Source organism: Streptomyces sp. NPDC107546 (assembly GCF_055639175.1).
The window spans coordinates 174006-188293 of sequence record NZ_JBVKBA010000016.1 but is presented as its reverse complement, the minus strand read 5'-3'; the positions used below and the strand labels follow the sequence as shown (position 1 = coordinate 188293).

Genomic DNA, 14288 nt, shown 5'->3' with positions numbered 1-14288 from the left:
CACGCTGTTGAGTTCTCAAGGAACGGACGCTTCCTTTGTACTCACCGGAGAGACTCACTCTCTCGGCTTTCCTCCGGGCGCTTCCCTTCGGTGTTCCAAACTCTATCAGTGTTTTTCCGTCTCTCTGACCACCGCCCTGCAGACATGCAAAACGGACCCCGAGATAGGATCTGACAAGTTTGGGTGCTGCCCGGCCAACGACGCTCGGTCGCATCGCTCCGCCCCAGGCAGGAGTACGACTGTACACCGGCCCGGGAGCGGGTGCAAATCGCTCATGCCGCGTTCCGAGGGCCCGCAACCCGTACGTCTCATGCGGAACCGGCAGTTCATATGACATACGCTGCTGCGCAGTGCGCCGTACGGGACACGCAGTGACGGCCCGTTCGGATCTCCACCCCTGGGAGGCTTTCCATGACCACCGTGACGTCCCCTCTCGCCGGACGTGCGATCGGACTGGCCGCAGTGCCCGACCCCGTGTTCTCCGGAGCGATGGTCGGACCCGGCATGGCGATCGACCCCGTACGTGAACCCGTGGAGGCCGTCTCCCCCGTGGACGGCGTCATCGTGTCCCTTCATCCGCACGCCTTCGTCGTGGTTGACGGAGAGGGACACGGCGTCCTGACCCACCTGGGCATCGACACCGTGCAGCTGAACGGTGAGGGCTTCGAGCTTCTCGTCAACAAGGGCGACACCGTCACGCGTGGTCAGGCCGTCGTGCGCTGGAACCCGGCCGCCGTCGAGCAGGCCGGCAAGTCCCCGGTGTGCCCGGTGGTGGCGCTCGAGGCCACGGCCGACTCACTGTCCGGTCTGCGTGAGGACGGCGACGTGAAGGCGGGCGACCAGCTCTTCTCCTGGCAGTGATGCCGGCGCCGTGACTGAGCGGCACAACAGACAACCATCGCGGTGGCGGGACCCACCGCATGATTCGGAGACGGGTGAGATGGAGACAACGCTGCGAGGCGTCGGTGTGAGCCACGGTGTGGCGATCGGCGAGGTTCGGCACATGGGGACGGCGGTGCTCGAGCCCCCGGCGAAGCAGATCCCGGCGGGGGAGGCGGAGCGTGAACAGGGGCGCGCACGCCAGGCCGTGGAGGCTGTGGCAGCCGATCTGGTCGCGCGCGGCAATCTTGCGGGCGGCGAGGCGCAGGCGGTGCTGGAGGCCCAGGCCATGATGGCCCAGGACCCCGAGCTGATGGCCGATGTGGAGCGTCGCATAGCCGTCGGCAGCACGGCGGAGCGGGCGGTGTACGACGCGTTCGCCGCGTACCGGGAGCTGCTGGCGGGCGCCGGGGAGTACCTCGCCGGGCGTGTGGCCGACCTCGACGACGTGCGGAACCGTATCGTCGCCCGTCTGCTCGGAGTGCCCATGCCGGGTGTGCCGGACAGCGACGACCCGTACGTACTGGTCGCCCGGGATCTCGCGCCGGCGGACACCGCCCTGCTGGATCCGTCCCTGGTGCTCGGCTTCGTCACCGAGGAGGGCGGACCGACCAGCCACAGCGCCATCCTGGCGCGGGCGCTCGGCGTTCCCGCCGTGGTGGCACTGCCGGGTGCGGGTGAGCTCGGCGAAGGCACGATGATCGCCGTCGACGGCAGCACGGGCGAGATATTCGTGAACCCGAGCGACGAGAAGAAGGCGCAGCTGGAGGCCGCGGCGGCGGAGCGCAAGGCGGCGCTGGCGGCCTCGACCGGGCCGGGTGCCACAGCCGACGGTCACAAGGTGCCGCTGCTGGCGAACATAGGTGGTCCGGCGGACGTGCCGGCCGCTGTCGAGGCGGGCGCCGAGGGCGTCGGTCTGTTCCGTACGGAGTTCCTGTTCCTCGACGACAACAAGAAGGCGCCGTCCGAGGAGAAGCAGGTCGAGGCCTACCGGCAGGTCCTCGAGGCGTTCCCCGAGGGCCGTGTCGTCGTGCGGGTGCTGGACGCGGGTGCGGACAAACCGCTGGACTTCCTGACTCCGGCGGACGAGCCGAACCCGGCGCTGGGTGTGCGCGGTCTGCGGACGCTGCTCGACCACCCGGAGGTGCTGCGCACTCAGCTGACGGCGCTCGCGAAGGCCGCGGAGGGGCTGCCGGTCTATCTCGAGGTCATGGCGCCGATGGTCGCCGACCGCACCGACGCCAGGGCGTTCGCGGACGCGTGCCGTGAGGCCGGGCTGCGGGCGAAGTTCGGTGCCATGGTGGAGATCCCGTCGGCCGCGCTGCGGGCGCGCGCGATCCTGCAGGAGGTCGAGTTCCTGTCTCTGGGAACCAACGACCTCGCGCAGTACACGTTCGCCGCGGACCGCCAGGTGGGAGCGGTGTCGCGTCTGCAGGATCCGTGGCAGCCGGCGCTGCTCGACCTGGTCGCGCTGTCCGCGGACGCGGCGAAGGCCGAGGGCAAGAGCTGCGGTGTCTGCGGTGAGGCGGCGTCGGATCCGCTGCTGGCGTGTGTGCTGACCGGTCTGGGCGTCACCTCCTTGTCCATGGGCGCTGCGTCGATTCCCTATGTCCGGGCGACGTTGGCGAAGTACACGCTGGCGCAGTGCGAGCGTGCCGCCGCGGCGGCGCGTGCCGCGGACACCGCCGACGAGGCGCGCAGGGCGGCTCAGGCGGTGCTGTCCGGCGAGTAGTCGGCACGCGCCGTCGTCCCGGTGTCGTGCGGCGAGGGGCGCTCCGCCTTCTGGTGGGGCGCCCCTTACTCGTTCAATGGGTGTGGCCGGGTGTGCGGCCGTCGTCTCCGAGGTCGGGTGGGGTGCAGTAGTCGACACCGGATTCGGGCGAGACCAAGTCGCCGGACTCGATGTCGGTGCAGTAGGCGTCGAAGACCTCTGCGGCGGTGAGTGGTTCCAGTCGTTCGCCGCGCAGGCGCCACCCGTAGACACGGTCGGGGCTGCCGGGCGCTGTGGTGCGCATGACGAGACCGCCGGCGCTGTGGGTGGCGATGCCCAGGGCGAGGACGCTGGTGAATTCCAGTGCCTCGGTCTCGTCGAGGTGGGCCGTGCCGTCGGGGTCCTCGTCCGCGTGGAGCACGGCGACGAGTGTCTCGGGTGCGGCCGAGACGCTGCACACGAGGTGTCGGTGACCGGGGCTCGCGGTGTCGAGGATGCGGGCGACGAGGTGGGAGGCGTGCGCGAAGGCTGAGCGCCCGATGTCCTCGCCGCAGGAGGCGCACGCGCCCAGCCGGGCCAGCACATGGGTCGCGTACTGCCAGGTGGCCTGCCGTACTGCCTCGTCGATCAGGTCGGGGACGAGTTCGGCCAGGGGTTGTCCTTCGTACGGGAGGGTTGGTCCGGTGGCGGCCAGTTCCGCGGTGAAGCGGGTGCGGCTGGACGGGGCGTCCGGTTCCAGGCCGTTGTGGGCGCAGAACTGCGCGTACTCCTCGGGGTCGAAGAGGGCGACCGTCGTGTGGCTGCCCTGCGCGGCGAGGGTCCTGAGCAGGGCTTCCACCTGCTGCAGGTAGGTCGTGTGGTCCTCGAAGGTGAAGGTGCGGTAGCGCCGCATCGCGGTGAAGTCGTGTTCGTCGGTCAACAGGCCGATGGTGCCGGCGATCTCACGGCGCAGGACGCGTCGCATGGCCCGCTGCTCGGTGTGCGGCATGATTCCCCCTACGTACAGTGATTTTTTCCTCACTCAACGTAACGGGCGGCACTGACAACGGCCTGCCGGTCGAGGTGGCCGGCAGGCCGTCACGGGGGCGGGACGGGGTGCGTCAGGCGCGTTTGCGGGCCAGGTCCTCGTAGAAGTGGAGCAGGTCGAGGTTGTCGATGGAGCCCGGGTTGACGGCCTTTTCCAACGGGGCGCCCTGCAGGAGGCGTTTGACCGGGACTTCTATGCGCTTGCCCGTGAGGGTGTGCGGGACGCCCGGGACTTCGATGATCTCGTCGGGGACGTGGCGCGGTGAGAGCTGTTCGCGGATGGTCTGTTTGATGCGGTTCAGCAAGGCGTCGTCCAGGACGGCCCCGGGGGCGAGGTGGACGAACAGGGGCATCCAGTAGCCGCCGTCGGACTGTTCGATGCCGATGACGAGGGACTCCCTGATCTCGGGGAGGCGTTCGACGGCTTCGTAGATGTCGGCCGACCCCATGCGGACGCCCTGGCGGTTGAGCGTGGAGTCCGAGCGGCCGTGGATGATCACGGAACCGTGGGAGGTGACGGTGATCCAGTCGCCGTGGCGCCACACTCCGGGATACATGGCGAAGTAGCTTTCGTGGTAGCGGCTGCCGTCGGGGTCGTTCCAGAAGCGGATCGGCATGGAGGGCATCGGGTTGGTGACGACCAACTCGCCGACCTCGTCGATGAGGGGCTTGCCGCTGGGGTCCCACGACTGCAGGTCGGTGCCGAGGCCAGGCGCCTGGAGTTCCCCGATGTACACGGGAAGAGTCGGTACGGCTCCCGCGAAGCAGGAGCACACGTCGGTGCCGCCGCTGACGGAGGCGATCCACAGGTCCTCGCGCACCTCGTCGTGCAGCCAGGCGAAGCCGTCCGGTGGCAGCGGCGAGCCGGTGGTGGCCACGCACTGCACCCTCGTGAGGTCGTGGTCGCGGGCCGGGTGCACGCCCGCCTTGCGGCAGGCCATGACGTACGCGGCGGACGTGCCGAAGAGTGTGGCCCCGGTGCGTTCGGCGACGCGCCACTGGGCGCCGGTGCCGGGGTGGCCGGGGCTGCCGTCGTACAGGACGATCGTGGTGCCCGTCAGCAGGCCGGAGACGAGGAAGTTCCACATCATCCAGCCGGTGGACGTGTACCAGAAGAGGCGGCTTTCGGGGCCGAGGTCGCAGTGCAGGCCGAGCTGCTTGAGGTGCTCGATCAGGATGCCGCCCTGGGACTGGACGATGGCCTTGGGCAGGCCCGTGGTGCCCGAGGAGTACAGCACCCACAGCGGGTGGTCGAACGGGACCTGCTCGAAGACGGGCTCGACGTCCTCCGAGGTCAGGGCCGACCACTCCAGTGCGCCTTCGGGGGCGTCGGTGCCGAGCAGCGGGATGTGGACGACGGCCCGCAGAGTGGGCAGTTCGCGGCGGAGTTCGGCGACGGTCTCGCGGCGGTCGTGCTCCTTGCCGCCGTAGCGGTAGCCGTCGACCGTGATCAGGACGACCGGTTCGACCTGCTGGAAGCGGTCCAGAACGCTGCGGGCTCCGAAGTCGGGTGCGCAGGAGGTCCACACGCCGCCGACGGCGGCCGTGGCCAGGAGGGCGACGACGGCCTCGGGGATGTTGGGCAGGTAGCCGCTGACGCGGTCTCCGGGGCGTACGCCGAGGGCGCGCAGTTCGGCGGCGAGGGAGCCGACCTGGCGGCGCAGCTCGGACCAGGTGACCGGGCGGGGCTCGTGGGTCTCGTCGACGGCCAGCAGCGCGGGGTCGTCGGCTCGGGTGGCTGCCGCGCGCAGGGCGTGTTCGGCGTAGTTCAGGGTCGCCCCGGGGAACCATTCGGCGCCCGGCATGGAAGGGTTGCCGAGCACGCGCGCGTAGGGCGTGGAGAACCGTACGTCGAACCACTCCGTGACGGCCTTCCAGAAGGTCGCCAGCTCCTTCACCGACCAGCGGTGCAGCGCCGGGTAGCCGCCCTCGGCGGGTGCTCCGTGGCGTTCGGCCGCCCAGGCCTGGAACCGGGTGATCTGTGCCCGGGCGATGCGGTCGGCGTCGGGCTGCCAGAGAGGCGTGGGGTTCGCTGAGGTCATGGGGCGGCTCCCGGACTGTGCGCGTCGTGTGCGTGGTCCGCGCACGTGCTGGGGTGTGCGCGTCACGCGGCTGACACGGACGATGCCATGTGATCGACTTCTGCACCAGGGTGTGCCCCACATAGTCGGCATCGCGAAGCTGTGCTCAGAACACAGGTGAACGGCAGTTGAACGGTACCCCTGTACGAGGGCGTCAGTGGCAGGGTGAGCAGCATGGACGGTCATGACCTGGTGCGTTCGGTGAAAGCGGTCGGTTCGGGGGGTGCGGCAGGGGGCCTGCGCACCGTGCGGGCCGCCTGGCGCAGGCGGCGTGCCGATGCCACCGGGTTGCCGCGGCGGGGGGCGGAGCGGGCGCGGGTACCCGGGCCCGTGCGGGACGTGGAGCCCGGTCCGGGTGGGGGTGTCGTGCGGTTCGCGCGCACCGAGCTGCGGGTCATGGTCGCCGTGAACGGGGCCGTGTTCTGGGGCTGGGACGGGGTGGCGCCGGAGCCGTCCTACGCCCTCGCGGGCCGCTGTCCCGAGCCGGATCCGCGGGCGGTGCTGGAGCCGGACAAGGACGGCGGCTGGCGTGTCGTGGCGGAGCGTGTCACGGTCGTGGTGTCGCGCCACGGAGCGATCGAGGTGTGCACGCCCGGTGGGGTGACCCTGCGCCGGGATCTGCCGCCCCGGTGGTGGGAGCCGGCGGACGGGGGTGGCGCACGCTGGATGCAGCGGGCCGAAGTGGCGCCCGACGCGCGGTTCTTCGGGCTCGGGGGCCGGGTCGGGGGGCCGCGACTGCGCGACGGGACGTACCGGCTGTGGAACACGGACCCGGGGCGGCCGTTCGGGCCCGGCGACGACCCCCTGTACATCACCATGCCGGTCCAGATGGTGGTGGCCGACGCGGGCACGCATCTGGTCTTCCACGACACCTCGTGGGACGGCACGGTGACGTTGCGTGAGGGTGAGGAGGGTGCGGGCTCGGGGCACGACCGGGTGGGAGCCTGTGAGGTGCGGATGGACGGCGGGCCGCTGCGCTGCTGGGTGATGGTCGGCACCCCCGCGCGCGTGCTGCGCGTCTGGGCGTCGCTGACCGGGGTGCCGGCGGTGCCGCCGGCCTGGGCACTGGGGCACCATCACGCGCGGTGGGGTTTCGGCAGTGAGCAGGAGGTGCGCCGGATCGTCGCCGGCTACGCGGAGCACGGCCTTCCGCTCGATGCCGTCCATCTCGACATCGATCACCTCGACGGCCACCGGGTGTTCTCGGTCGACCGGGACCGCTTCCCGAAGCTGCCGGTGCTGGCCGAGGATCTGCGCCGGGACGGGATCCGCCTGGTGTCGATCGTCGACCCCGCGGTCAAGGCCGAGCCGGGCGATCCCGTGTACGACAGCGGGCGCGCGAAGGACGCGTTCCTGCGGGACGCGTCGGGGCGACCGGTGGAAGGGGTGGCGTGGCCCGGCGAGACCGTGTACCCGGACTTCACGCACGCGAGCGTGCGTGAGTGGTGGGGCGGGCTCTATCAGGAGCGCCTCGCCCAGGGCTTCGCGGGGTTCTGGCACGACATGAACGAGCCGGTGTCGTTCACGGCCTTCGGCGAGAACACCCTGCCGCGCTCGGCCCGGCACGCGTTGGAGGGCCGTGGCGGTGACCACCGGGAGGCCCACAACGTGTACGCCCTGTGCATGGCGAGGGCCGCGTACGAGGGGCTGCGTGACCTCGTCCCGGATCAGCGGCCGTTCCTCTTCTCGCGCTCCGGGTGGGCCGGCATGCAGCGCTACGGCGGGACATGGTCAGGGGACGTGGCCACGGGCTGGCCGGGGCTGCGCGCCTCGCTGTCGCTGGTGATGGGACTCGGGCTGTGCGGTGTGCCGTACTCCGGGCCGGACGTCGGCGGCTTCGACGGGAGTCCGTCGCCGGAGCTGTATCTGCGCTGGTTCCAGCTCGCCTCCTACTTGCCGCTGTTCCGGACACACGCCAGTCCCCGCGCCGGGCGACGGGAGCCCTGGGAGTTCGGTGACGACGTTCTGGAGCACGCGCGCGGGGTGCTCGCCGAGCGGCGGCGGCTACTGCCGTACTTCGTCACCCTGGCGCATCTGGCGCACCGCACGGGTGCGCCCTATGTGCGGCCCCTGTGGTGGGGCGCGCCCGAGGTCAGGGCGCTGAGGGACTGCGAGGACGCCTTCCTGCTCGGCGAGAGCCTCCTGGTGGCACCGGTGCTGGAGGCCCGCGCGGTCCGGCGGGCGGTGCTGCTGCCGCCGGGCCGCTGGTACGACACGGTGACCGAGGCGGTGTACGAAGGGCCGGGCCACGTGGTGGTCGACGCGCCCCCCGGGCGTATTCCGGTGTTCGCGCGTGCGGGCACCGTCCTGCCGGTACGGGGGGCCGACGGGGACCTGGAGCTGGAGGTCTGGGCGCCCGCGCGGGGGCGGTCCGGGGGCGGGACGGTGGTGCCGGACGCGGGCGACGGCTGGGAGGATCCGGAGATCGAGCGCTATGTGACGCGATGGAAGGGGCGCCGGGTGGTGGTCCGGCGGGAGACGGACGAAGGCCGCAGCGATCCCGCGTATCCGGTGCGGGTACGAGGCCTGGACCACGCGTGACCAGGGCGGGACGCACGCGAGGCGGTGCTGCGCGTCCCACGGGCTCACACGTAGCGGCCCTCGAACCATCCCCGCACTGCCAGCGTGTGCAGGGGGAAGGCGAGTTCGACGGGTCGGCGCAGGAGCTGCCAGCCTTCCGTCTCGTCCGTGCCGGTGGACGGGGGCAGGTCCGCGGCCGGACGCTCCGGGAGAAGGCCGAACAGCAGCAGGTGGCCGTCGGGCGAGCTCATCGCGTCGACGAGCCGCACATCGCGGGCGGCGGCGCCGATGCCGGTCTCCTCCTTCAGCTCCCGGACGACGGCGTGCCGCCAGTCCTCCCGTTGGTCGATGAACCCTCCGGGCAGGGCGATACCCCCACGCGCGGGCGGGATGGTCCGGGTGATGACCACGAGGGACGTGCCCGTGGTGTCGTACACGGGCTGGAGGGCGACCGCGACGGGCAGCGGGTTGCGGTAGGCCACCGTGCCGCAGGCGGCGCAGGTGCGGGGCCAGCCGGAGATGCCCTCTCCGTAGGGCGCTCCGCAGCTCGAACAGTGGGAGTCCGGCACGGAGTCGACGGCGGACGGAATCGGGGATTCGGACACGTGGCGGACTGTATCCGATCATCTGTGCGGCGTCTTCCGGGGGCCGCTCAAGGGGCGGACGTCAGCGACTTCATGGACACGGGGAAGTCGAAGTAGGTGTCCGGGTAGGGCTCCGGCTTGAAGGTGTAGTGCCACCACTCCTCGGCGAGGTTGACGAAGTCGAGGCCCTCGAGGGTGCGCTTCAGGAGCAGCCGGTTGGCACGCTGCTCGCCGACGATCCGGGGGTCGTCCGTGTGGGCCAGTGTGTCGAAGCAGTCGAATCCCGTGCCCATGTCGACGGAGTTGTCGGGAAAGCGCTCGGCCTTCGGCGCGTAGCAGGGCACGAGCGGCCGGCCGGGCACGTAGGGACGGGTCGGCCTGGCGGGCAGTCGGACGATCGTCAGGTCCATGGTGGATCCGCGGCTGTGCCCGGACTTCTCCGCGATGTAACCGTCCGCGAACAGGCGGGTCTTGTCGACCCGCGGATAGAACTCGCCCTTCATCCTCTCGTCGTCGAGGTCCTTCGCCCAGCGCACGAAGTGGTCGACGGCGCGTTGCGGCCGGTAGCAGTCGTAGACCTTGAGCGTGTAGCCCTCGCGCACCAGTTTGATCTGTGCCTTGTGGAGCGCTTCGGCGGCCGGGCGGGTGAGGATGCACAGGGGCTGTTGGTAGCCGTCGATGCGCTCGCCGACGAAGTTGTGCGGGGTGAAGTACCGGATCTCCTCGAGGATCGTCGGGTCCACGGATCTCAGCGCGACGAAGTCCGACGGCGCCTTGGGCTGCGGCGCGGCCGGGGCGGTGGCCGAGGCTGAGACGGCGGCGAGGAGCGCGGCGAGCGCGGTGACCAGGCTTCGTACGACGACCGAGAGACGTGGCATGTCCCTTGCATTTATCAGTCGAGCTTCGGCGGGGGAAGAACGCCTGGGCCGTTCTGCGGCGCCTCTGCCGAATTCCCGGAGCACGTGGCAGACTCCTGACGTCCCGTCAGAAACAGTGCTCGGGAGGGGCCATGTCGCGCATCCGCACCCCGGTGGTGGCCGGATGGTTCACGGGTGAGGGAGAAGGCTTCCGCCTTGTCGGCACAAGGTGCTCCGCCTGCCGGTCGGTGTTCTTTCCACGCGAGGACGCCTTCTGCCGCAACCCCGGCTGCCAGGGCGGCGACCTCACCGAACTGTCACTTTCCAAACGGGGGCGAATCTGGTCTTACACCGACACTCGCTACCGACCACCGTCACCCTATGTGACGAATCCGGAACTTCCGTGGAGGCCCTACGCGTTGATCGCGGTGGAACTGGAAGCAGAGCGGATCGTGGTGCTCGGGCAGGCGGTTCCGGGGGTGGCCGTCGCCGATCTGGCGGTGGGCATGGCGGCGGAGGTCGTCCCCGGTGTGCTGCACGAGGACGCGCAGACGACCTGGACGACATGGCACTGGCGGCCGACGGGGGCGACGGGATGACGGACGACGTGGCGGTGCTCGGCGCGGGCCTGCACCCGTGGGGCAAAGGGGGAAGCGGCTTCGTCGCGTACGGGACGGCGGCCGCGCGGGCGGCGCTCACCGACGCAGAAGTCGACTGGCGGGACGTCGGCTCGATCGTGGGCGCGGACACCGTGCGGGGCGGTTATCCCGGGTACGTGGCGGGGGCGACGTTCGCGAAGGCGCTCGGCTGGCAGGGGGCGCGGGTGACGAGCGTGTACGCGGCGTGCGCCTCGGGGGCGCAGGCGGTCGACACCGCACGCGCTCAGATCCTTTCGGGGCTCGCGGACGTGGTGCTGGTGGTCGGCGCCGACTCGGCCCCCAAGGGGTTCTTCCGCCCCGCGGGCGGTGATCGGCCCGACGATCCGGACTGGCTGCGGTTCCGGATCCTCGGGGCGACCAACCCGGCGTACTTCGCTCTGCAGGCCCGTCGCCGGATGGCCGTCCAAGGGGACACGGTCGACGACTTCGCTCGGGTCAAGGTGAAGAACGCGGCCATGGGAGCACTCAATCCCAACGCCCGGTACCGCAGGCGGGTCACCGCCGATGAGGTCGCCGCCTCGGCGGTGGTGGCCGACCCGCTGAGGCTCCTCGACATCTGCGCGACCTCGGACGGCGGGGCGGCGCTCGTCCTGTCGAGCATGGAGTTCGCGCACCGGCACGGAGCGGCGCGGCCGGTGCGGATCCGGGCGGTGTCCACGGTGACGCCGCGCTTTCCCAACACCGTGCTGGACCTGCCCGACATCGCCACGGACTCGGCTGTGGCGGTCGAGCCGGCATCCGAGACGTTCCGCGCGTCGATCGCTCGAGCCGCCTACGAGGAGGCGGGGATCGGGCCCGAGGACCTCTCCCTCGCCGAGGTCTACGACCTGTCCACCGCCCTGGAACTGCAGTGGTACGAAGACCTGGGGCTGTGCGCACAGGGCGAGGGGGCCAAGCTGCTGAGAGAGGGCGCCACGGCGCTCGGCGGGCGCATACCCGTCAACGTGAGCGGCGGCCTGGCGTCCTTCGGTGAGGCCGTCCCCGCGCAGGCGATCGCCCAGGTGTGCGAGCTGACCTGGCAGTTGCGGGGTGAGGCGGGCGAGCGCCAGGTGGCGGGAGCACGGATCGGGATCACCGCGAACCAAGGGCTGTTCGGACACGGGTCCGCGGTGATCGCGGTGCGGTGACCCGGCGACACTCGTACTCTCCGTGATCACTCGGGAATGCTGTGTGAACAGGTCATGAACTGGGCCTCGGCGAGCGCCGACGACGCCATCATGCTGCCGTGCCCTCCTGGACGGACAGCATCCGCTTCGCCTTCCAGCCGGTGGTCAATCTGACGACCGGAGGGGTGGCGGCACTGGAGATCCTCGCGCGCCCGGAGACCGGCGATGTCCTCGCGCAGGCTCGCCGGGACCCTGAACTCGACGGCAGTCTGGCCGCCTTGGCGGTCGGCGCGGCGGCGCGGAAGGAGACCCTCCTGCCGCTGCACGTCAACGTGTTCGCGGCGACGCTCGCCGATCTCGGCGGCCTCACCGCCCTGCGGCAGGCCGTGCGCCACGCGGGGCGGTTGCCGTGGGAGGTGACGGTCGACGTCGGTCCGCCGTACACGCACGTACCGCACCGGGGCCTGTTGGACGCCGTGGGCGTGCTGCGCGACGAGGGTTTCCGGATCTGCGCGGACGGAGTCGGCGACGGCGACGTACCGCTGCGCCTGCTGGCGGACATGGCGCCGGATCTGATGAAGCTCGACGCCTCCCTGCTGACCCGGCCGGCCGCCGTGCGGGCCATGCGGACGCTGTGCGAGCAGCTGGGCGCGTTGCTGTCGGTCGAAGGTGTGGAGACCGAGACGCAGTGTGCGGCGGTACGGGCGGCGGGCGCGCAGTTGGCACAGGGTGATCTGTTCGCGCCGCCGTCCCGGCGGCCTGCCGTGGACGTGTACGTTCCGGTGACGGCCCCTTCCGTGCCGCCGACCCCGCGTACCGGGCCGTCGGTGCGGCAGTTCCTGCGACCCGCCGCGCTGCTGCCCGTGACGGCCTCGGCCGGGCAGGTGCGGGCGCTGCTCACCGGGTCACCGGAGGTGTCCGGTGTGCTGCTGGTGGACCGGGCCGGGGTGCCGGTCCGATCGGTGCACCGTTCACGGTTCCTGCTGTCGATGTCGGGGCGGTACGGGCATGCGCTGTACGCCGACCGGCCCGCCGCGAAGCTGGGTGATCCGCCGCGCACGGTCGGCATCGGAGCCACGGCCTGGGAGGTGCTCGACGTGGTCGCGGACGGCGAGCGGGACCGCACCTCGGACGACGTGGCGGTGGTCGACCGTCAGGGGAGGTGTGTGGGCGTCGTACGACTCGCGGACCTCGTACGGGCGCTGGCCGAGAGCCGGGTCGAGGAGGCAGCGGGGCTCAATCCCCTGACCCGGCTGCCCGGGTCGGACGCGATCACCGGTGAGGTGGACCGGCGGATCGCGGACGGACGGGTGTTCGCGCTGAGCTGGCTGGACGTCGACCACTTCAAGCAGGTCAACGACGGGGCGGGGTTCGCCGCCGGTGACGAGCTCATCCGTGCGGTCGGGCGGGCGTTGCAGGGCGCGGCGTCGGAGAGCACCCGGGTGGGGCACATCGGCGGGGACGACTTCCTGGTGCTGGCCGATCCGGAGAGGCTCGATCCGCTGGCGGCGTCGGTGCTGGACGCCCCTTGGTCGGCGGGCGGGCGCACGGTCACGTTGTCGCTGGCCACGGTCGTGTGCGCACCGGGCAGTGTGACCGACCACCGTCAGGCGGCGGCGTGTCTGGCCCCCCTCAAACAGGCGGCGAAGGCGCTGAGCGGCGCGAGTTGGGTCCTGGGCCGGGCTGGTCTGCCGGGCCACGAGATCCGCCGCGGCTCGCTCCCGGCTCCGGCGGGCGTGCCGGGCGGCCGCTGACACCACGTCACGCCCGCCTGCTCTCCCCGATCCTGCGGACGCCTGCCCACCGTTTACGTCGCCTGCCTTGACGCTGCGTGGGTGCGGGAGAAAACTTCCGGATGTCAGTCGGCATCGCCGCATTCGGGCGTATTCGGTCATGCGGCCCGAGGCCCACACCGGCACCAACGGGTTGTCCCCCACAGGCGGTTCCGCTGCACAGGCACGCTCGTCGCGGACGCCGGGCGGGGTTCGGGACCCTCCCTGCCTTCGGCTGAAGTCGCCAAGGGAAGCGCAACCCTGCACGGAGGACCGACACGGGGCCGGACGGACCCCGGGCGAGGGCCTAGGAGCCGCCATGACGCATGCAAGCATCTTCGTCGGCGAGTTGATCGGCACGGCCATACTCATCCTGTTCGGCGCGGGAGTCTGCGCCGCCGTCACCCTGCACTACTCCAAGGCGAAAGGCGCGGGCTGGGTCGTCATCGCCTTCGGCTGGGGCTTCGGCGTCCTCGCGGGCGCCTACACCGCCGCCTCCAAGTCCGGCGGACACCTCAACCCGGCGGTGACCATCGGCCTCGCCATCGCCGGCATCACCAGATGGGAAGACGTCCCGTACTACCTGCTGGGCCAGATGGCGGGCGCGATCCTCGGCGCCGTGCTGACCTGGCTCGTCTACTTCGCCCAGTTCCAGGCGAACGCCGAGGAGGACAGGGCCCAGCCCACGCTCGGGATCTTCTCCACCGCCCCGGAGATCCGAAATCCGGTCGCGAACCTGATCACCGAGATCCTCGCGACCGTGGCTCTGGTGCTGCCCATCCTGTTCTTCGGCAAAAACCTCGGCACCGGCGTCGGCATCATCCCCGGCACGACGGCGTACGGCTCGGGCATCGGCATCCTGCTCGTCTCCCTGCTCGTCGTCGGTATCGGCCTCTCCCTCGGCGGGCCCACCGGATACGCGATCAATCCCGCCCGGGACCTCGGCCCGCGCATCACCCACGCCCTGCTGCCGATCCCCAACAAGGGCGGGTCGGACTGGGGCTACGCCTGGATCCCGGTGGTAGGACCGCTGATCGGCGGTGCGCTGTCGGCCCTTGTGTACAAAGCAGCCTTCTGACCCTTTGACGAAGGG

The 14288-nt window shown here is 71.1% G+C and carries 11 protein-coding genes; 7 read left to right on the top strand and 4 right to left on the bottom strand.

Annotation, left to right across the window (positions count from 1 at the left end; genetic code table 11):
* The first annotated feature begins 411 nt into the window (after positions 1-411).
* Together ACZ7L1_RS24020 and ptsP are read left to right on the top strand one after the other, a co-directional pair.
* Positions 412-861, top strand: a complete 450-nt coding sequence (locus ACZ7L1_RS24020) for a PTS sugar transporter subunit IIA (protein WP_389000811.1) — start codon at positions 412-414, stop codon at positions 859-861.
* 79 nt (positions 862-940) lie between these two features.
* Complete coding sequence (gene ptsP / locus ACZ7L1_RS24015) at positions 941-2611, top strand: phosphoenolpyruvate--protein phosphotransferase (RefSeq protein WP_471439985.1); 1671 nt, start codon at positions 941-943, stop codon at positions 2609-2611.
* Positions 2612-2684: 73 nt separating this feature from the next.
* Here ptsP and ACZ7L1_RS24010 read toward each other — a convergent pair whose 3' ends face one another.
* Together ACZ7L1_RS24010 and ACZ7L1_RS24005 are read right to left on the bottom strand one after the other, a co-directional pair.
* Positions 2685-3578 (bottom strand): hypothetical protein, encoded by an 894-nt coding sequence (locus ACZ7L1_RS24010; protein ID WP_471439983.1) that lies wholly within the window; start codon positions 3576-3578, stop codon positions 2685-2687.
* 112 nt (positions 3579-3690) lie between these two features.
* On the bottom strand, positions 3691-5658 hold the full coding sequence (locus ACZ7L1_RS24005) for an acetoacetate--CoA ligase (protein ID WP_471439982.1): 1968 nt from the start codon (positions 5656-5658) through the stop codon (positions 3691-3693).
* Between the two features lie 213 nt (positions 5659-5871).
* On the opposite strand from ACZ7L1_RS24005, the gene ACZ7L1_RS24000 reads away from it, so the two are divergent.
* Complete coding sequence (locus ACZ7L1_RS24000; protein ID WP_471439980.1) at positions 5872-8238, top strand: glycoside hydrolase family 31 protein; 2367 nt, start codon at positions 5872-5874, stop codon at positions 8236-8238.
* A gap of 44 nt (positions 8239-8282) precedes the next feature.
* Here ACZ7L1_RS24000 and ACZ7L1_RS23995 read toward each other — a convergent pair whose 3' ends face one another.
* Together ACZ7L1_RS23995 and ACZ7L1_RS23990 are read right to left on the bottom strand one after the other, a co-directional pair.
* Positions 8283-8822, bottom strand: a complete 540-nt coding sequence (locus ACZ7L1_RS23995) for an NUDIX domain-containing protein (RefSeq protein ID WP_471439979.1) — start codon at positions 8820-8822, stop codon at positions 8283-8285.
* 47 nt (positions 8823-8869) lie between these two features.
* Positions 8870-9679, bottom strand: a complete 810-nt coding sequence (locus ACZ7L1_RS23990) for a M15 family metallopeptidase (RefSeq protein ID WP_471439977.1) — start codon at positions 9677-9679, stop codon at positions 8870-8872.
* Between the two features lie 152 nt (positions 9680-9831).
* Between ACZ7L1_RS23990 and ACZ7L1_RS23985 the strand changes: the two genes are divergently transcribed.
* From ACZ7L1_RS23985 to ACZ7L1_RS23970, 4 genes are all read left to right on the top strand, one after another.
* Positions 9832-10257, top strand: a complete 426-nt coding sequence (locus ACZ7L1_RS23985) for a Zn-ribbon domain-containing OB-fold protein (RefSeq protein ID WP_471439999.1) — start codon at positions 9832-9834, stop codon at positions 10255-10257.
* A complete protein-coding gene (locus ACZ7L1_RS23980; RefSeq protein WP_471439998.1) occupies positions 10254-11444 on the top strand; it encodes a lipid-transfer protein in 1191 nt (396 codons plus the stop codon). The genes ACZ7L1_RS23985 and ACZ7L1_RS23980 overlap by 4 nt, the downstream gene beginning before the upstream one ends.
* A gap of 98 nt (positions 11445-11542) precedes the next feature.
* Positions 11543-13177, top strand: coding sequence for an EAL domain-containing protein (locus ACZ7L1_RS23975; RefSeq protein WP_471439975.1), 1635 nt, complete (start codon positions 11543-11545; stop codon positions 13175-13177).
* Positions 13178-13514: 337 nt separating this feature from the next.
* Complete coding sequence (locus tag ACZ7L1_RS23970; protein WP_471439973.1) at positions 13515-14273, top strand: MIP/aquaporin family protein; 759 nt, start codon at positions 13515-13517, stop codon at positions 14271-14273.
* Positions 14274-14288: the final 15 nt, after the last annotated feature.